This window comes from Agathobacter sp., assembly GCF_977054825.1.
The window spans coordinates 105,941-124,502 of the sequence record NZ_CDRTEH010000003.1 but is presented as its reverse complement, the minus strand read 5'-3'; the positions used below and the strand labels follow the sequence as shown (position 1 = coordinate 124,502).

The window sequence follows — 18,562 nt, the reverse complement described above, 5'->3', positions numbered from 1 at the left end:
AAGGAGATTATTATGTTTGATGAATTAGTGGAAATTATCTGTAATTATGTTGATGTTCAGCCGGCAGATGTGCATGAAGAGTCCCGTTTTATGGAGGATTTGGGCTTCACGTCATTTGACTTCATGAGCATGCTCGGAGAGATAGAGGATACCTTTGATGTGGAGATTGAGCAGACAAAGGCAGCGGAAATCCGCACAGTACAGGAAGCAATAGATTATCTTGAGACATTAAAAGACGCATAATGGGCGCAGATAGGAGAAAATATGTTATTTCACACAATTCCTGAAATTCTTTCATATGCAAAAGAGAATTACGGTGCGGATGACGCGATAAGATGGAAGAAATCCAAAAATGAGATAGACGCAAGGACCTACAGTGAGCTTAAGGATGACACAGACAGCTTTGCCAATGCCATCGAAAAGCTTGGCAAAAAGGGACAGCATATCGCTGTAATCGGTCCATCATCATATGAGTGGATAGTGTCATATCTGGCAATCACAGAAAGCGGAAGTGTTGCGGTTCCAATCGATGCATCGCTTCCGGCAGCGGATATATGTGAGCTTTTGGACAGAGCCGATGTGAGGATGCTTATATTTGATGAGGCACGTTTGGATGTGGCTGAGGCCGCAGCTAAAAGCTGTCATGATATAAATGTGTATGTGTCTATGAACAGCGCAGAGCATTGCCCTCAGGTGCTTTCGTTTAATGGGCTTATAGATGACAACAGGGGAAGCTATGAGCCTGCTGTGGCAGAGGATGCGCTTTGCACTATCATGTTTACATCGGGAACTACGGGAAAGAGCAAGGGAGTCATGCTGACGCAGAACAACCTGGCTGAAAATGCCACCTGCCTTGATATGAAAATTGCACCGCACACGGTAATTCTGTCTGTGCTCCCGATACATCATGCATACTGTCTGAGTATGGATATTTTGAAGGGAATTTCACTGGGCTCTGTAATCTGCATCAATGATTCCATCATGCGCATGGCAAAAAATATACAGCTTTTTGCTCCCGATATGATTCTTATGGTGCCTCTTATGATTGAGACATTTGCCAGAAAGCTCGAGGAGGTAAGGGCAGCGGGACTTCCGGCTGAGCCGGTCCGCAAAAAGATATTTGGAGAGAGACTTAATACAATCTGCAGTGGCGGGGCATACCTGAATCCTGACTATGTTGATTTATTTGCAGAGTTTGGGATTACCATATTGCAGGGCTATGGCATGACAGAGTGCTCTCCGGTCATCAGCACCAATCTAAGCTGGGATATCCGCAAAAACTCTGTAGGCAAGCTGATGCCAAACTGTGAGGCAAAAACAGTTGACGGTGAGCTTTTAGTCCGCGGTACAAGCGTGATGCAGGGCTATTACAAGATGCCAAAGGAGACAGAGGAAACACTGTCTGACGGCTGGCTTCACACAGGCGACCTGGGCTATGTGGACGAGGATGGATATATTTATCTGACCGGAAGAAGAAAGAATCTGATTATCACCAAAAACGGCGAGAATGTGTCGCCGGAGGAGCTTGAAAACGCTCTGAGCGTGAATCATCTCATAAAGGAAATCATAGTGCGTGAGTCAGACGGCGTGATTGAGGCTGAGATTTTCCCGGACAGCGAGTATGCTCAAAATGCCGGTATTACCGATATAAGGGCAGCTCTGCAGGAGCTGATTGATGGGTACAATGTGAATGCACCTGCCTACAAGCGTATCTATAGCCTTAAGGTGCGGGAAAGTGAGTTTGAGAAGACGGCTTCACGTAAGATAAAGAGAAGCTGATATATAAAGAGGAAGCCGATGCATGTGGCTTGCATCGGCTATATATGAAAAAGATTAGTATGAGTATTGCGTAATTAATATGTTTTGTTGCTTTTGTTATGTATCTTTCGTTTATGATGTTAGTATACAAATCAATTGTGAAAACCGTGTGTTTTGAATTTCACTTTTCTGTAAACAAAATATGAACAAAATGTGCAGGTCTAAGGTACCACAAAAAACCCTTAGACAATATCATGATTTTGTGTATAATTATAGTATCGGTATTTGATGATGCATATAGAATAAAATTTTATGCATAATCAAACAGCGATATTATTTTTTACAAGGGGAAAAAGATGAAATTACTAAGTTTTGCAATCCCATGCTACAATTCAAAGGACTACATGGAGCATTGTATAGAATCTATCCTGCCGGGTGGAGATGATGTGGAGATAATTATTGTTGATGACGGTTCAAAGGATGAGACAGCAGCGATAGCTGACAGATATGCAGCCGAATATCCTGACATAGTAAAGGCTGTACATCAGGAGAATGGCGGACACGGACAGGCGGTAAACACAGGCCTTAAGAATGCCACGGGCAAATATTTCAAGGTTGTGGACAGTGATGACTGGGTGGATCTCGATTCATATAAGAAGATACTGGATAAGCTCAGGGAGTTTGAGAAGGAGGATACACAGATTGATATGCTTCTTGCCAACTATGTCTATGAGAAGGAGGGAGCAAGGCGTAAAAAGGTCATGCGCCAGACCGGCTTCCCGAGAAATGAGGTATTTACCTGGAGTGACATAAAGCATATCCACAAGGGACATTACATACTGATGCATTCGGTAATATACAGGACAGAGCTTTTGCGAAGCTGTGGACTTGAGCTTCCGAAGCATACCTTTTACGTGGACAATATCTATGTATACAAGCCATTGCCGTATGTGCGCACAATGTACTATCTGGATGTGGACTTCTACAGATATTTTATCGGACGCGATGACCAGTCGGTCAATGAGCAGGTTATGATACGCCGTATCGATCAGCAGATTCGTGTAAATAAGATTATGTTTGACGATGTAAATCTGCACGAGATAAAAAATGAAATGTGCAGGAAGTATATGTACAGCTATCTGGAGATTATCACGACCATATCTACTATTCTTGCAATTATCTCAGGCACAGATGAGAACATGGCAAAGAAGGATGAGCTGTGGGCATACATGAAGGAGCATGATGAGCAGACCTATAAGAAGCTGCGCCATGGTGTCATGGGACAGGTAATGAACCTGCCGGGCAAGGGTGGCAGGAAGGTAGCTATCGGTGCGTATAAGCTGTCGCAGAAGGTTGTCGGATTTAATTAGATGGATGTGAAATAAGTATTATTCAGATGAGATATTATCATCAATTAATTAAAAAAGACCACAAGGCATCAAAACAGATGACCTGTGGTCTTTTGATATTGTAAGTAACTAAATTAATCTCCAAGTGTGAGCATGGTATCTATGCAGGCCTTGGCCTTTGTTCTTATATCGTCAGGCAGTATGATTTCTTCTCCGCCTGCTCCCTTAACACAATTGTATACATCCATTAGGGTAGTGAGCTTCATATTGTGGCATACGCAGTCCTTTGAGAGCGGATAGAAGCTCTTGTCAGGACACTCATACTGTAAGTGCTGCAGTATGCTGTTTTCTGTTCCGATGATAAATTCCTTGTCTGAGCTGTTTTTAGCGTAGTCAATGATGCCGGTGGTGCTTCCGATATAGTCTGCAGCCTTTGAAACCTCAGCAAGGCACTCAGGATGTACGAGAAGCTTTGCAGCAGGATGAGCAGCTTTTGCTCTCTCAACATCTGCTATTGACATGCGCAGGTGAGTAGGACAGCCGCCATGTACGAATTTGAAGGTCTTTTCCGGAACCTGTTCCTCAACCCATGCGCCCAGATTGCAGTCAGGGATGAAAAGAATCTTGTCGTTGTCAATATTTTTAACAATTTTTACAGCGGATGATGATGTGACGCACACATCGCATATGGTTTTTAGCTCTGATGTGGTGTTTATGTAGGCAACCACTGTATAGTCAGGGTTCTTGGCCTTTAACGATTGTAAGAGCTCTACATCAAGCTGCTCCGCCATAGGACAGCCTGCTGCGCTGTTTGACAAAAACACATGTTTGTCAGGCGATAAAATCTTGCAGGTCTCTGCCATGAAGCGGACACCGCACATGAGCACATTCTTCTGTGGTGCTGTGGCAGCCTGTTTGCTGAGTCCGTATGAGTCACCTGTGAAGTCGGCAACCTCAAGTATCTCGTGACTTTGATAAGCGTGAGCTAATATACAGATATCGTTTTCCTTTTTTAATCGGATAATTTCATCCTGTAATTCTCTTGTTGTCATCATAATATGATATACCTCTTAAAATTCCTAGTGTAAATAAATAAGTTACTTGTCATTATACTTAGCTGTAAACATGCTGTCAACACAAAAGTTTTACAGGTGTCTTGTCAGTTGTAAATTTTAGTGTTATAATACGCCCATTACAGTAAATCGCATCCAGGGTGATGCTGCTAAAGAAGCGGCTACATCGGCGGATGCAGGTAAATAAAAGAGGTAACATACTATGAATACAGATGTACTTATTGTGGGAAGCGGCTGCTCAGGTCTTTATTGTGCGCTTAAGCTCCCAAGAGACATAAGAATTACACTGATAACAAAGTCAGATCTTGAGAGCAATGATTCATATCTGGCGCAGGGCGGCATGTGCATGCTCAAGGAGCAGTCTGATTTTGACAGCTTTTTTGAGGATACCTTAAAGGCCGGTCATTACGAGAATGACAAGGAGTCGGTTGAGATAATGATAAACTCATCACCGGAGGTGGTGAAGGATCTTGTTTCATACGGAGCAGATTTTGCGAGAAATGATGATGGCTCACTTGCCTATACGAGAGAGGGAGCACATTCACACAACAGAATTATTTTCCATGAGGATGTGACCGGAAAAGAGATAACAAGCACACTGCTTGCACAGGTTAAGAAGCTTTCAAATGTGACACTCATGGAGTATACGACGATGGTTGACATCATCGAAAGGGATAACAAATGCTACGGCGCCATCATCAGAAAACAGGATGGCACACTTGAAAAGGTGACGGCTGCATACACTGTCATGGCTTGTGGCGGAGTTGGAGGACTGTACAGATTTTCAACGAATTTCAGACATCTGACAGGTGACTCGCTTGCCATTGCAAAAAAGCATGGCATAGAGCTTAAAAATCCTGACTATGTGCAGATTCATCCGACGACCTTTTACACGAAAAAGCACGAGGACAGAAGCTTCCTCATATCTGAGTCTGTAAGAGGTGAGGGTGCAAAGCTTTTGGACAAGAACATGGACAGGTTTGTCGATGAGCTCTTACCAAGAGACGTGCTTACCGGCAAAATCCGTGAGCAGATGAAAAAGGACGGCACAGACTTTGTATGGGAGGATTTGCGTACCATTCCAAGGGATGAGCTTGTATCACATTTTCCGAATATCATTGAACATTGCAAGGAGATGGGATATGATGTCTTTAAAGAGCCTATCCCTGTTGTTCCGGCACAGCACTATTTCATGGGCGGTGTCAAGGTAAATCACCATAGCCGCACATCCATGGAATATCTCTATGCAGTCGGAGAGACCGCCTGCAACGGAGTGCACGGCAGAAACCGTCTTGCAAGCAACTCACTGCTAGAGAGCCTGGTATTCGCAAAGCGTGCAGCAGGACAGATGGCTGAGCTTGGCTTTGTAAATGATGAGATAGCAGCCCAAAAGGCCGCAGATAGCATCAATCTGGCAGATTACAGCGATGAAAAAGCTGTGGAGAGAGAGTATAGGAAGCTCGCAATGGAGGCTATAGAGGGACGCACCGGCGCACAAAACATGAATGCTGAATCAGGTGTCACCTACATTCAAGCATAGAGGCAATTTTAAGTGCGGTAATAGCTGTAGTAACCAGGTTTCGCACTCAAAAAACTGGACAGCCGGAGAGTACACAGTGTGTTCCGAAGAAAAATATGAACTGCCACGGGGTTCCATTAACGCAGTTAATGCGAACAAGTGGCAAATTACAAAGCACTATCCAAAAGAAATCCCGTGGCTGACTTCATATTTATCTGAGGAATATACTGCGTACTACCCCCGGCACCACACAGCATAAAAAGTGCGAAACCGTAATATAAAATAAAAAGTAAAAATGCAAAAAATGCAACGAAAGGAATCAAAATATATGTACGATCAGGTAACACTGGGCCTCAACGTAGACCCATTCATATTAAGCGCATTAAAGGAGGACATCACAAGCGAGGATGTATCCACAAACAGCGTGATGCCACATCCGCAGGCAGGAGAGGTGGATTTAATCTGCAAGCAGGACGGAATCATCTGTGGACTGCAGGTTTTTGAGAGAGTTTTCACACTGCTTGATGCGGACACAAAGGTAGAGTTTTACGTGAAGGATGGCGATATGGTAGCAAATAAGCAGCTTATCGGCAAGGTTTACGGAGATATTAGAGTGCTTTTATGCGGAGAGAGAACTGCGCTCAACTATTTGCAGCGCATGAGTGGAATTGCCACATACACCAGCCAGGTTGCAGCACTCTTAGAGGGCACAGGCATCAGACTTTTAGATACCAGAAAGACAACTCCAAACAACAGAATCTTTGAAAAATACTCAGTCAGAGTCGGTGGTGGAAACAACCACAGATACAATCTTTCAGACGGAGTGCTTCTTAAGGATAACCACATCGGAGCAGCAGGCGGCGTGAAGGAGGCAATCGCCATGGCAAAGGCCTATGCCCCTTTTGTCAGAAAGATTGAGGTTGAGGTCGAGAGCTTTGATATGGTAAAGGATGCGGTTGAAGCCGGTGCTGACATTATTATGCTTGATAACATGTCCACAGAGCTTTTAAAGCAGTGTATCGATTACATTGACGGCAGAGCCGAAATCGAGGTTTCGGGAAATGTTACCAAAGAAAACATTGAAAGAATAAAGGGTCTTGGTGTAGACTATGTATCAAGTGGTGCACTCACACATTCAGCACCTATTATGGATTTATCACTTAAAAATCTGCATGCAGTATAGAATTTAAACTGCCGGTCACACGAGGCTGTGACAGTAATGTTTTTACAGAAAGGAACGAAAATGAACGGTGATGAGAGAAGAAAAAAAATAATAAATATTCTGTCCTCGTCAAAGTCGCCTGTGGCGGGAGTTGCGCTTGCAAAGGAGCTTGATGTGAGTCGTCAGGTGATAGTGCAGGACATAGCACTGCTTCGAGCAAACGGAGCCGCGATTTTTTCGACAAACAGAGGATATCTGATACAGGCTGACAAGCAGTATTCGAGAGTATTAAAGGTGATTCACGAGGATGATGAGGTAGAGGAAGAGCTTTCAACAATAGTTGATGCCGGAGGCCATGTGAAGGACGTATTTGTTTACCACAAGGTCTACGGAGTGCTCCGCGCCCATATGGACATCAAGTCCAGACGTGATGTCAGAAATTATCTAGAGGAAATCCGTACAGGAAAGTCCAGCCTTCTTAAAAATGTAACCTCCGGTTATCACTATCACACAATATGTGCGGAGAGTGAAGAGGTGCTTGATGCCATACAGGAGGAGCTTAAGCAGAAGGGCTTTTTAGCAAAGCTGCAGGACTATGAGCCGGTGGATTTCTGGGGAGAGGACGAGGAGAAGGAGAAGGCTTAGCCCTTCAAGGATAGTGTTATAAAAAATAGTACGTTGGCACTAAAAAATAGTGGATTATTATAAAAAAATGTTGTATAATAAAACTACTTTAAAAACTCAAACAAAAGAAGGGGGATTTTATGAACAGTCAACAGTATAACAGAGCCAACAAACGTGTATTCCTCGCGGCAATCATAGTATTTGCATATATAGCATTTACGTTATTTGCGGCCTTTGGGACAAAAGATGCAGATGCCACAAGGATAATTATACAGCTTGTTGCGGCAATAGCAGTAATAGTAATAGCTGTCATTGCATTTATCACAAAAAGAGACAGCAGAACCGGTGCACTTATGCTCGTGGGCGCTATGACAGCAGGATATTTTATTATCGCACTGCTCAACTTAACAGTCGGTACATGGACATATGCCCTGCCGCTTGTTATTGCAGCAATGATATATCTGGATATAAAGATGATGATGGTGATGAATGGTGTTATAATCATATCCAGTGTTATCAGACTTGTCATGCAGCTTGGAACAGGGGGCGCAGCTCTTCAGAATGATGTGATAGCAGTATTTGTTCTTGTACTTGTGGGATATGCGTCAGACAGTATTACCATGCTTCTTAACAAATTCTTCAATGAGAACATGGAAGAAATCAAAGAGTCTGCCATGGCACAGCTGGACAGCAATAAGAAGATGGTTCTGGTTGCGGAGAATATTTCAAAACACTTTGATGAGGCCATGACCATGTTAAATGATCTTGATGAGGCGGTTGCGGTAAGCCACAGCTCCATCCAGGAAATAGCAGACAGCACAGAGAGCACAGCGGAGGCTATTCAGAAGCAGGCGGCTATGTGTGTTGATATTCAGGGAAATACAGATAATGCTGAGAGTGGAATCAAGGCAATGATTGATGCCTCACGCCAGACTGACGAGACTGTAAAGCAGGGAGCTGATGTTGTGGAAGAGCTCAAGGAGCAGGCCAACAACGTGGCAGAGGCAAGCAATGTGACAGTGTCGGTTATCCAGAGCCTTACAGCCAAGGTAGAGGAAGTAAAGAGCTTCGTTGAGTCGATTATCAATATTTCAAACCAGACCAATCTGCTTGCGCTCAATGCTTCAATTGAGGCTGCCAGAGCCGGTGAAGCAGGAAAAGGCTTTGCGGTAGTTGCCGATGAAATCAGACAGCTCTCAGAGCAGACTAAGGATGCATCAGCCAATATTACAGAGATTATAAACAAGCTCAATGAGGACACAAGGCGTGCCAACGAGAGTATCGAGAACTCAGTATCATCGGTAGAGAAGCAGAATGAGCTTATCGACGATACAAGAGACAAGTTTAATGCCATGGGAGAGGCCGTTGAGCTGTTGATGAAGGATATCAATGTGGCTGAGGAGAGTATCAAAAAGATTCTTGATTCAACAACAGTCATATCAGACAATATCACACACCTTTCAGCTACCGGAGAAGAGGTCGCAGCTTCTTCAACAGAGGGACTTCGCATGGCTGATACCACAGTCGAGAGTATGGCAAAGTGCAAGAAGGTACTGGAAAATATCTATATGCTTGCGGATGACCTCAAAAACTCTGTTGAGGAGAATGAGCAAGAGCTTGGTCAGAAATATGTTTTCCGGGAGCAGTAAATACGATTTTTATATTCATGGCAGGAGTGCATTAGCTCCTGCCGTTTTTACATATATTTTTATGATAAAAATATTTACATTATCGTAATATATGATAAAATATTTCTAACACAATAGAAACATAAACATAGGATATATGGAGGAAGTTATGGACGATAACAATTTTATGAACAATGACAACCAGTCGTCAGGCACACCGGACAATACAGGTGTATTCGGGCAGTCTGCAGGTGCAGCAAATGGCTCAGACACATACAGCGAGCCGCAGGACACATACAGTCAGCCGACAGACACATATAATCAGTCTGTATCCCATCAGGAAAGTGGGAATGCATACGCATATGGACAGGCAGCAGACCAGACAGGCAGCACAGATGGATATGTCAATAATCCGGGCGGTGCATATGGTTATGCAAATCAGGGCGCATACAACCAGAATCCAAACGCCCAGGGTGCATACAATCAGAATCAAAATGCCCAGGGCACATACAACCAGAACACATATGCCCAGGGTTCATTTAATCAGTCAGCTTACGGACAGGCACAGTATGGCCAGCAGCCAAACGGACAGGGCTACAATCAGACAGCATACGGACAGACAGCCTACAATCAGCCACAGTATGGAGCAAATCCATACAATCAGCCACCAAAGAACAGCAATGGCTTTGGTATAGCTTCCATGATACTTGGAATCGCATCTATTGTACTGTTTTGTACATGCATCAACTATGTGACAGCTCTGCTTGCCATCATTTTTGGTATTATACATATCATAAAGGGCAACAACAAGGCGTTTGGTATAGTTGGTATAGCAACAGCCGCTATCTCAGTTATAGTCAGTATCATATTTTGGGTTATAGCAGGCTCGAGCGTAAGCACAGATTTCGAAAAGGAGTTCATGAAGGGCTTTGACGAGGGCTATGAGTACTACAATGATGACGATTCATATGAGGATTACGATTATGATTATGATTCTTTTGATGATGACGATTTTGATTATCAGAATTTTGAGTATGATGGCATATATTAATTAGTTATCAAATTATTACAGAAGCAATTACACCTTGACAACAGTGGCTTTTCAGTTATATACTTAGACACAGTTAGTAAAAGGCAGTGACGAAGACAGTAGATATGGCAGGAAAGTCAAAGAGAGCCGGGATTGGTGAGAGCCGGTATGAGTATTGTCATTTTGAAAATCACTTCTGAGCCGCAGGCTAAAATCGCTATACAGTGCTGCGAGAGTAGGTTCTGACGTATTCCCTACGTTACAGGGGGCGGGTATGCAAGGGTATTTCCCTTAAGTACATTGTAATAGGTGGTATAGACGTATCAGGCACGCGTTCCTAATTACAGGAATGGGTGCCTTTTTTATTAATGAATATTCCATAAACCGGGATGTTCACGAACAATACAGAATAAGGAGAGATAGTCATGTACAACAAAGTTGACACCAATATGAACTTCGTTGAACGCGAGAAGAAGACAGAGCAGTTCTGGAGAGAGAGCGATATCTTCAGAAAATCCATGGAAAACAGAAAAGAAGGAGAGACATACACATTCTATGATGGACCTCCTACAGCAAACGGAAAGCCTCACATCGGACATGTTGAGACACGTACCATAAAGGATATGATTCCAAGATTCCAGACCATGAAGGGCAAATACGTGCCACGTAAGGCAGGCTGGGACACACACGGACTTCCTGTTGAGATTGAGGTGGAGAAGCTTCTCGGACTTGACGGCAAGGATCAGATTGAGAATTACGGACTTGAGCCATTCATCAAGAAGTGCAAAGAGTCTGTATGGAAATACAAGGGCATGTGGGAGGATTTCTCCAACACAGTAGGCTTCTGGGCTGATATGGACAATCCATACGTCACATACGATGACAATTTCATCGAGTCAGAGTGGTGGGCTCTCAAGGAAATCTGGAACAAGGGTCTTCTTTACAAGGGCTTCAAGATTGTTCCTTACTGTCCTCGTTGTGGAACACCTCTTTCAGCACAGGAGGTGGCACAGGGCTACAAGACAGTCAAAGAAAAATCAGCAGTAGTACGTTTTAAGGTAGTAGGAGAGGATGCATATTTCCTCGCATGGACCACAACTCCATGGACACTTCCAAGCAACGTGGCACTCTGTGTGAACCCTGATGACACATATGTAAAGGTAAAGGCTGTCGACGGCTACACATATTATATGGCAGAGGCACTTGCAGACAAGGTGCTCTCACAGCTTCTTTCAAAAGAGGAAGCTGAAGCAGGTAAAAAGGCATATGAGGTGCTTGAGACATACAAGGGAAAGGATCTTGAGTACAAGGAGTATGAGCCACTTTATGATTGCGCTAAGCAGGTTGCTGACAAGCAGGGCAAGAAGGGCTTCTTCGTGACATGTGACACATATGTTACTATGTCAGACGGTACAGGAATCGTTCATATCGCGCCTGCATTTGGTGAGGATGATGCCAACGTCGGAAGAAACTATGACCTTCCATTCGTACAGTTTGTAAACGACAAGGGAGAGCTCACAGCAGAGACTCCATTTGCCGGTATGTGGGTAAAGGATGCAGATCCTGAGGTATTAAAGGACTTAAGCGGCAGAAAGCAGCTTTTCGATGCTCCTAAGTTTGAGCATGAGTATCCACACTGCTGGAGATGTGACAAGCCTCTTATCTACTATGCAAGAGAGTCATGGTACATCAAGGAGACAGCGGTAAAGGATGACCTTATCAGAAACAACAATACAGTAAACTGGATTCCTGAGTCTATCGGTTCGGGACGTTTCGGAAACTGGCTTGAGAATATACAGGACTGGGCTATTTCACGTAACCGTTACTGGGGCACACCACTCAATATCTGGGAGTGTGAGTGCGGACACAGAGAGTGTATCGGAAGCCGTGCAGAGCTCGCCGAAAAAGCAGGAGATCCAAAGGCTGCAGAGGTAGAGCTTCACAGACCATATATCGACGCTGTGACAATCAAGTGTCCTGAGTGTGGCAAGGATATGCACCGTGTACCTGAGGTGCTTGACTGCTGGTTTGATTCAGGAGCCATGCCATTTGCACAGCACCATTATCCGTTCGAGAACAAGGAAGTATTTGAGAAGCAGTTCCCTGCCAAGTTTATCTCAGAGGCAGTTGACCAGACACGTGGATGGTTCCATTCACTCATGGCTGAGTCTACACTCCTTTTCAACAAGGCTCCTTATGAGAATGTTATCGTGCTTGGACACGTACAGGATGAGAACGGACAGAAGATGTCCAAGTCAAAGGGCAACGCGGTAGATCCGTTTGACGCACTTGAGACATACGGTGCAGATGCCATCAGATGGTATTTCTACACAGCATCGGCTCCATGGATTCCAAAGAAGTTCTCAGGAAAGCTCGTGCTTGAGGGACAGCGTAAGTTCATGGGAACACTCTGGAACACATACGCATTCTTCGTGCTTTATGCAAATATCGACAATTTTGATGCTACAAAATACAGCCTTGAGTATGATAAGCTTGCAGTAATGGACAAGTGGATTCTTTCAAAGCTCAACTCAGCAGTGGCAGGAGTGGATGAGTGCCTGTCAAACTACAAGATTCCGGAGGCTGCAAAGTACCTTCAGGAGTTCGTAGACGACTTGAGTAACTGGTATGTACGCCGCAGCCGTGAGCGTTTCTGGGCAAAGGGCATGGAGCAGGACAAGATAAACGCATACATGACACTTTACACAGCACTTGTCACCATATCAAAGGCAGCAGCACCTATGATTCCTTTCATGACAGAGGATATCTACAGAAACCTCGTCTGCTCAATAGACAAGAGCGCACCGGAGTCAATCCATCTGTGCGACTACCCTGTAGTTGATGAGAAGCTGATTGACAAAAAGCTTGAGGCTGATATGGACGAGGTACTTAAGGTCGTAGTACTAGGACGTGCATGCCGTAACGAGGCAAATATCAAAAACCGTCAGCCAATCGGTAAAATGTTCGTAAAGGCACCGGAAAAGCTGGATGAATTTTATGTGGATATCATCGCAGACGAGCTCAATGTAAAAGAGGTTGAGTTCACTGATGATGTGTCACACTACACTACCTACAAATTCAAGCCACAGCTTAGAACAGTGGGACCTAAGTATGGTAAATACCTTGGCCAGATCAAGGCAGTTTTAGCTGAACTTGATGGTCATAAGGCTATGGAGGAGCTCAATAGCACCGGCTCCCTCAAGCTTGACAGCATTAGCGATGAAGTTGTATTATCTAAAGAGGATTTACTTATCGAGATGACTCAGATGGAGGGCTATGTGACACAGTCTGACAACAATATCACAGTTGTCCTTGACACCAACCTCACTCCTGAGCTTATCGAGGAAGGTTTCGTAAGAGAAATCATCAGTAAGATCCAGACAATGCGTAAGGACGCAGGCTTTGAGGTCATGGATCACATCGCTGTGACATACGAGGCAGATGAGAAGCTTTCAAATGTATTTGAAAAGTTTGGTGATGAAATCAAAACCGAGGTTCTTGCCGTATCAATTAAATCAGGCGAACTTAAGGGCTATGAAAAGGATTGGAAGATTAATGGCGAGGCTGTTAAGCTTGCAGTTGAAAAACAATAATCTCTGCGCAAGAGGGAGCATTAATTTGCTCCCTTTTGGTGCCATAAGGAGGAAAAAGATGAGAGATAATACGTTTAGCAAAAAGGTGTTTATTAAGGCTGTATCAGACAATTTAAAAAATAAATATCGCAAGACCATAGATGATGCCACACAGCAGGAGCTTTATCAGGCTGTATCAGAGGCTGTAAAGGATGTCATCATGGATGAGTGGATTGCCACACAAAGAGTGATGGACAAGGATGATCCAAAGGTTGTTTACTATATGTCCATGGAGTTTTTGATGGGAAGAGCTCTCGGAAACAACCTCATAAACCTCTCAGCGTACAAGGAGGTCAAGGAGGCTCTCGATGAGATAGGCGTGGATATCAATGCTATCGAGGACCAGGAGCCGGATCCTGCACTTGGAAACGGCGGACTCGGAAGACTGGCAGCGTGCTTTATGGATTCACTTGCCACACTCGGATACCCTGCATACGGCTGTGGAATCAGATACAGATACGGTATGTTCAAGCAGCAGATTTCAGACGGCTTCCAGATAGAGGTGCCCGACAACTGGCTCAAGGACGGATATCCATTCGAGCTTCGTCGTCCTGAGTACTGCTACGAGGTCAAGTTTGGCGGATATGTGCAGGAGAGCACAGATGAAAACGGAGAGCTTCATTTTGAGCAGAAGGACTATCAGTCGGTGCTTGCAGTGCCTTATGATATGCCTATAGTCGGCTATGACAATAATGTGGTCAATTCACTTATGATTTGGGATGCCGAGCCAAAGAACGGCTTCTCTCTCGAGTCCTTTGACCAGGGTGACTACGACAAGGCAGTGGAGCAGGAAAATCTTGCAAGAAATCTTGTTGAGGTGCTCTATCCAAACGATAACCATGTAAAGGGCAAGGAGCTTCGCTTAAAGCAGCAGTATTTCTTTGTATCAGCGAGCATCCAGCGTGCACTTGCAAGGTTTAAAAAGCATCACAGCGATTTAAAGGATCTCCCGAATAAGGTCGTTTTCCAGATGAACGATACTCATCCTACAGTTGCAGTTGCAGAGCTTATGAGAATCCTTGTGGACGAGGAGCATCTGCCATGGGATGATGCATGGGATATCACTACAAGATGTGTAGCCTACACTAACCATACAATCATGGCTGAGGCACTTGAGAAGTGGCCAATCGAGATATTCCAGAGACTGCTTCCTCGTGTATACCAGATTGTTGACGAGATAAACAGAAGATTTGTGATCCAGATTAACGAGAGATATCCGGGCAATGAGGACAAGGTGAGAAAGATGGCAATCCTCTATGACGGACAGGTCAAGATGGCAAATATGGCTATCGTTGCAGGCTACTCTGTAAACGGTGTTGCAAAGCTTCACACAGAGATACTTAAGAATCAGGAGCTTCATGATTTCTATGAGATGTTCCCTGAGAAGTTCAATAACAAGACAAACGGAATCACACAGCGTAGATTCTTAGCACACGCAAATCCACTCCTTGCAGACTGGGCAACAAAGAAGGTGGGAGCCGGCTGGATTACAGACCTTTCACTGCTTTCAAAGCTCAAGGCTTATGCTGACAGCCCCGTTGCACAGCAGGAGTTTGCAGAGATTAAGAGAGCAAACAAGGTGCGTTTAGCCAAGTATATCAAGGAGCACAACGGCATTGATGTAAATCCGGATTCTATCTTTGATGTGCAGGTAAAGAGACTTCACGAGTACAAGAGACAGCTCATGAATATCCTTCATGTGATGTATCTGTACAACAAGATCAAGGAAAATCCGTCTATGGATTTCTATCCGAGAACATTCATTTTTGGAGCAAAGGCAGCAGCAGGCTACAGAAATGCAAAGAAGACGATCAAGCTCATCAACAGTGTGGCTGATGTGATAAATAACGATGCTTCTATCGGTGGCAAGCTCAAGGTCGTATTTATCGAGGACTACAAGGTATCCAATGCCGAGATAATTTTTGCGGCAGCAGATGTCAGCGAGCAGATTTCCACAGCGAGCAAGGAGGCATCAGGAACCGGAAACATGAAGTTCATGCTCAATGGAGCACTCACCATCGGAACCATGGATGGTGCAAATGTCGAGATGTTCGATGAGGTGGGAGCTGACAACATGTTTATCTTTGGAATGAGTTCTGATGAGGTCATCTCACACGAGAACAGACATGACTACAATCCTGTTGATGTATACAACAACGATGCCGAGCTTAGAAAGGTAGTAAACCAGCTCGTAGACGGCACATATTCACCAAATGACCATGAGCTTTTCAGGGAGCTTTACAACTCACTGCTCAATCCACAGCAGGGACAGGTGGCTGACCGCTACTTTATCCTTGCAGACTTCCGCTCATATGCAAATGCACAGCAGAAGATTAATGATTATTACAAGAACAAGAGCGCATGGAGAAAGAGCGCACTGCTCAATATCGCAAATGTAGGAAAGTTCTCATCAGACAGAACAATCCAGGAGTATGTGGACGATATCTGGCATCTTGACAGGATTACCGTAAATATGGCAGGAGTATAGGATTTTGGAAAAAGTTATCGCAAAGACGGGTATCAGTGGCAGCACGCTTAAGCTTATAGCCATTTTTACCATGCTCATAGACCATACTGCGGCAACGGTTATTCTTCGGATGATAAATAACGGGATAGGTGGACAAACGCTTATTGATATCTACTGGGTCATGCGTTCTATAGGGCGCATGGCCTTTCCTGTTTTTTGCTTCCTGCTTGTGGAGGGCTTTAAATATACGCACAGCAGGGAAAAATATGCTGCGAGACTATTTATATTCGCGCTTATCTCTGAGATACCGTTTGACCTTGCAATAAACAATACAGTGCTTGAATTTAAGAGCAACAATGTGTTTTTTACACTGCTTTTAGGCTTGCTTGCCATCACAGTGCTGGACTGGCTTAAGTCGGTCGATAAAATAGAAAAGTCATCCTCTGCAGTTAAGTGGTTTTTTGTCACACTGATCAGGTGTATAGTAATGGTATCAGTGGTGCTTGTTATGATGATTATTGCAGAGTTTGTGCTTTGCTGCGATTATGGGGCAGCGGGTGTGGGTTGCATTGTCATGATGTATCTGCTTTCTTCAAACCGAGAGATTGCATTTGCGGTGGCAGTCATACTGCTTGGGCTTTTCTCAGGTACCATAGAGTTTTTTGCACTGTTTATGCTTATACCGCTGCGCTATTACAATGGAAAAAGAGGCATTTCACTTAAATATGTGTTCTATGCCTTTTACCCGGTGCATCTTTTTGTGCTTTATCTGATATGCAGGCTTTCTATGGCGCACAAGCTTTTGTAAGCAGATGCTGTTAAAGTCTGTCAATTATGATTATATTTGATTATAATAGTGGAAATGAGGGAATAGATGAAAAAGCTTTTAAAAACCATACTGGCACTTGTGTTTGCCGCCTGTTGCTTTATGTTCGCTGCAAAATGCTTAAATGCAGGAGGGCTTACCGGTGCTATAGCTGATTTTCCTACAGCTATACACAGAGCCGTAAAGGGGCAAATGCAAACCACAACAGACTATTTAAACGGTGAACAGACAGAGTACGATGAGTCGGTATTTACAGGGGAATATCACTACTACTACGAGAAGCTGTCAGATGACGATAAGCTTATTTACAGGCAGATTTATGCGATGATGCAAAAGCGCATGGACGGAATTTCACTTAATACTACCGACACTGACAACGTAAGCCGTATACAGCAGTTTGTGCTGCTGGACAATCCGCAGTTTTTCTACATAGAAAAGAGCCAGTATATTGTGAGAAACAGCATCATTTTTTCGCCTGTATACAATATGGCGGAGTCGGATATCGACAGTGCAGCAAGTGCGATTTCCGGCTATGTGTCAGCCTGTATGGCTGGTATTGAGGAAGGGGCATCAGATTATGACAAGGCAGTGCATTTCTATGAATATGTAATAGAGCATGCCGAGTATGAGGAGGATTCTCCCCACAACCAGGATATGTACTCAGCGGTGCTTGGAAGGACAGTCTGTCAGGGCTATGCGATGATGTTTAAGTATCTGTGTGACCGGGCCGGCATCAGCTCGCTTATTGTGACAGGTACCACATCTGATGCAAACCACGCCTGGAATATGGTATATTTAGACGGTGCGTGGTGTGCGGTGGACTGCACCTACGGTGATGGCGATTATCTTGGAAAGGGCATATCCTACAGCTGGTTTGGAGTGCCGCTTGATGTGGTAAAGCTCACACGTACATTGGACAATGAGGATATGCTGCCGCAGGAAGCGACTGTGGAGGATGATTATTATTACAGGAATGGTCTGTATTTTACTTCCTATGACCTTAAAGTCTTACAGGGCATGACAACGTCATCTAACTATATCACGTTCAAGTTTGCAGACAGAGAAACCTATGATACTGCGTGTCACAGTCTTTTCGAGAAGGGTGATTACAAATATCTCATACCGACGGCAAGAGGCGGTACTATCACGTATATGCAGGAGCCCAATTCGCTTGCGGTGTTTATACACATAGAGCTGGGAAGCTGATAAACTTATCTCCTTTTATTTTGAGGAGATAGCCGCCCGCCCTTCATGGGTTGTGCCACCCGGCGGGTACTGCGGCAGAACAATTCGTAAGAATTGCGTTAATTTGTCAGGTGTCGAATTTCGGCTCAGGGTTTGTGTACATTCGCCAGATGCACACTTTCGGCGCGGCGTACGTCTGTGGCATACGCTTTCATAATTCCTTAGCCTAGTGGGAGTAAATGCCGCCTCAAACAGAGTTTATCAGGCGCAAAAAATCAAACGCGCTTTTTACTTTTATCATATGAGGCA

13 protein-coding genes are annotated in these 18,562 nt (G+C 44.3%); 12 read left to right on the top strand and 1 reads right to left on the bottom strand.

All coding sequences use genetic code 11. The features are described from left to right. Window positions 1-12 precede the first annotated feature (12 nt). From ACW6PM_RS04685 to ACW6PM_RS04675, 3 genes are all read left to right on the top strand, one after another. Window positions 13-243 carry an acyl carrier protein gene (locus ACW6PM_RS04685; protein WP_055061240.1) on the top strand — a complete coding sequence of 77 codons (231 nt, stop codon included), beginning with the start codon at window positions 13-15 and terminating at the stop codon, window positions 241-243. Between the two features lie 21 nt (window positions 244-264). After that, entirely contained in the window at window positions 265-1,779 is a 1,515-nt protein-coding gene (locus ACW6PM_RS04680; protein WP_456056378.1) for an AMP-binding protein, read from the top strand. A gap of 335 nt (window positions 1,780-2,114) precedes the next feature. Continuing rightward, on the top strand, window positions 2,115-3,128 hold the full coding sequence (locus ACW6PM_RS04675) for a glycosyltransferase family 2 protein (RefSeq protein WP_456056377.1): 1,014 nt from the start codon (window positions 2,115-2,117) through the stop codon (window positions 3,126-3,128). A gap of 113 nt (window positions 3,129-3,241) precedes the next feature. Here ACW6PM_RS04675 and nadA read toward each other — a convergent pair whose 3' ends face one another. After that, window positions 3,242-4,162 (bottom strand): quinolinate synthase NadA, encoded by a 921-nt coding sequence (gene nadA / locus ACW6PM_RS04670; RefSeq protein ID WP_456056376.1) that lies wholly within the window; start codon window positions 4,160-4,162, stop codon window positions 3,242-3,244. 220 nt (window positions 4,163-4,382) lie between these two features. Between nadA and ACW6PM_RS04665 the strand changes: the two genes are divergently transcribed. From ACW6PM_RS04665 to ACW6PM_RS04625, 9 genes are all read left to right on the top strand, one after another. Then, the gene (locus ACW6PM_RS04665; RefSeq protein WP_456056375.1) at window positions 4,383-5,720 is read left to right on the top strand and encodes an L-aspartate oxidase; all 1,338 of its coding nucleotides are present in this window, start codon (window positions 4,383-4,385) and stop codon (window positions 5,718-5,720) included. Window positions 5,721-6,027: 307 nt separating this feature from the next. Next, a complete protein-coding gene (gene nadC / locus ACW6PM_RS04660; RefSeq protein ID WP_456056374.1) occupies window positions 6,028-6,882 on the top strand; it encodes a carboxylating nicotinate-nucleotide diphosphorylase in 855 nt (284 codons plus the stop codon). A 60-nt stretch (window positions 6,883-6,942) separates the two neighbouring features. After that, window positions 6,943-7,506 carry a 3H domain-containing protein gene (locus tag ACW6PM_RS04655; protein WP_456056466.1) on the top strand — a complete coding sequence of 188 codons (564 nt, stop codon included), beginning with the start codon at window positions 6,943-6,945 and terminating at the stop codon, window positions 7,504-7,506. 119 nt (window positions 7,507-7,625) lie between these two features. Continuing rightward, entirely contained in the window at window positions 7,626-9,134 is a 1,509-nt protein-coding gene (locus ACW6PM_RS04650; RefSeq protein WP_456056373.1) for a methyl-accepting chemotaxis protein, read from the top strand. Between the two features lie 148 nt (window positions 9,135-9,282). Then, entirely contained in the window at window positions 9,283-10,164 is an 882-nt protein-coding gene (locus ACW6PM_RS04645; RefSeq protein ID WP_456056372.1) for a hypothetical protein, read from the top strand. Between the two features lie 404 nt (window positions 10,165-10,568). Next, window positions 10,569-13,736 carry an isoleucine--tRNA ligase gene (gene ileS / locus ACW6PM_RS04640; RefSeq protein WP_456056371.1) on the top strand — a complete coding sequence of 1,056 codons (3,168 nt, stop codon included), beginning with the start codon at window positions 10,569-10,571 and terminating at the stop codon, window positions 13,734-13,736. 58 nt (window positions 13,737-13,794) lie between these two features. Beyond that, a complete protein-coding gene (locus ACW6PM_RS04635) occupies window positions 13,795-16,263 on the top strand; it encodes a glycogen/starch/alpha-glucan phosphorylase (RefSeq protein WP_456056370.1) in 2,469 nt (822 codons plus the stop codon). A gap of 4 nt (window positions 16,264-16,267) precedes the next feature. Continuing rightward, window positions 16,268-17,050, top strand: coding sequence for a TraX family protein (locus tag ACW6PM_RS04630; protein ID WP_456056369.1), 783 nt, complete (start codon window positions 16,268-16,270; stop codon window positions 17,048-17,050). A gap of 66 nt (window positions 17,051-17,116) precedes the next feature. Further along, window positions 17,117-18,274, top strand: a complete 1,158-nt coding sequence (locus ACW6PM_RS04625; protein WP_456056368.1) for a transglutaminase domain-containing protein — start codon at window positions 17,117-17,119, stop codon at window positions 18,272-18,274. Window positions 18,275-18,562: the final 288 nt, after the last annotated feature.

Excerpts from the sequence above, each read along its gene's own strand:
- ACW6PM_RS04685 (WP_055061240.1), top strand. The coding sequence starts at position 13 with ATGTTTGATGAATTAGTGGAAATTATCTGTAATTATGTTGATGTTCAG.
- ACW6PM_RS04680 (WP_456056378.1), top strand. The coding sequence starts at position 265 with ATGTTATTTCACACAATTCCTGAAATTCTTTCATATGCAAAAGAGAAT.
- ACW6PM_RS04675 (WP_456056377.1), top strand. The coding sequence starts at position 2,115 with ATGAAATTACTAAGTTTTGCAATCCCATGCTACAATTCAAAGGACTAC.
- nadA (WP_456056376.1), bottom strand. The coding sequence starts at position 4,162 with ATGATGACAACAAGAGAATTACAGGATGAAATTATCCGATTAAAAAAG.
- ACW6PM_RS04665 (WP_456056375.1), top strand. The coding sequence starts at position 4,383 with ATGAATACAGATGTACTTATTGTGGGAAGCGGCTGCTCAGGTCTTTAT.
- nadC (WP_456056374.1), top strand. The coding sequence starts at position 6,028 with ATGTACGATCAGGTAACACTGGGCCTCAACGTAGACCCATTCATATTA.
- ACW6PM_RS04655 (WP_456056466.1), top strand. The coding sequence starts at position 6,943 with ATGAACGGTGATGAGAGAAGAAAAAAAATAATAAATATTCTGTCCTCG.
- ACW6PM_RS04650 (WP_456056373.1), top strand. The coding sequence starts at position 7,626 with ATGAACAGTCAACAGTATAACAGAGCCAACAAACGTGTATTCCTCGCG.
- ACW6PM_RS04645 (WP_456056372.1), top strand. The coding sequence starts at position 9,283 with ATGGACGATAACAATTTTATGAACAATGACAACCAGTCGTCAGGCACA.
- ileS (WP_456056371.1), top strand. The coding sequence starts at position 10,569 with ATGTACAACAAAGTTGACACCAATATGAACTTCGTTGAACGCGAGAAG.
- ACW6PM_RS04635 (WP_456056370.1), top strand. The coding sequence starts at position 13,795 with ATGAGAGATAATACGTTTAGCAAAAAGGTGTTTATTAAGGCTGTATCA.
- ACW6PM_RS04625 (WP_456056368.1), top strand. The coding sequence starts at position 17,117 with ATGAAAAAGCTTTTAAAAACCATACTGGCACTTGTGTTTGCCGCCTGT.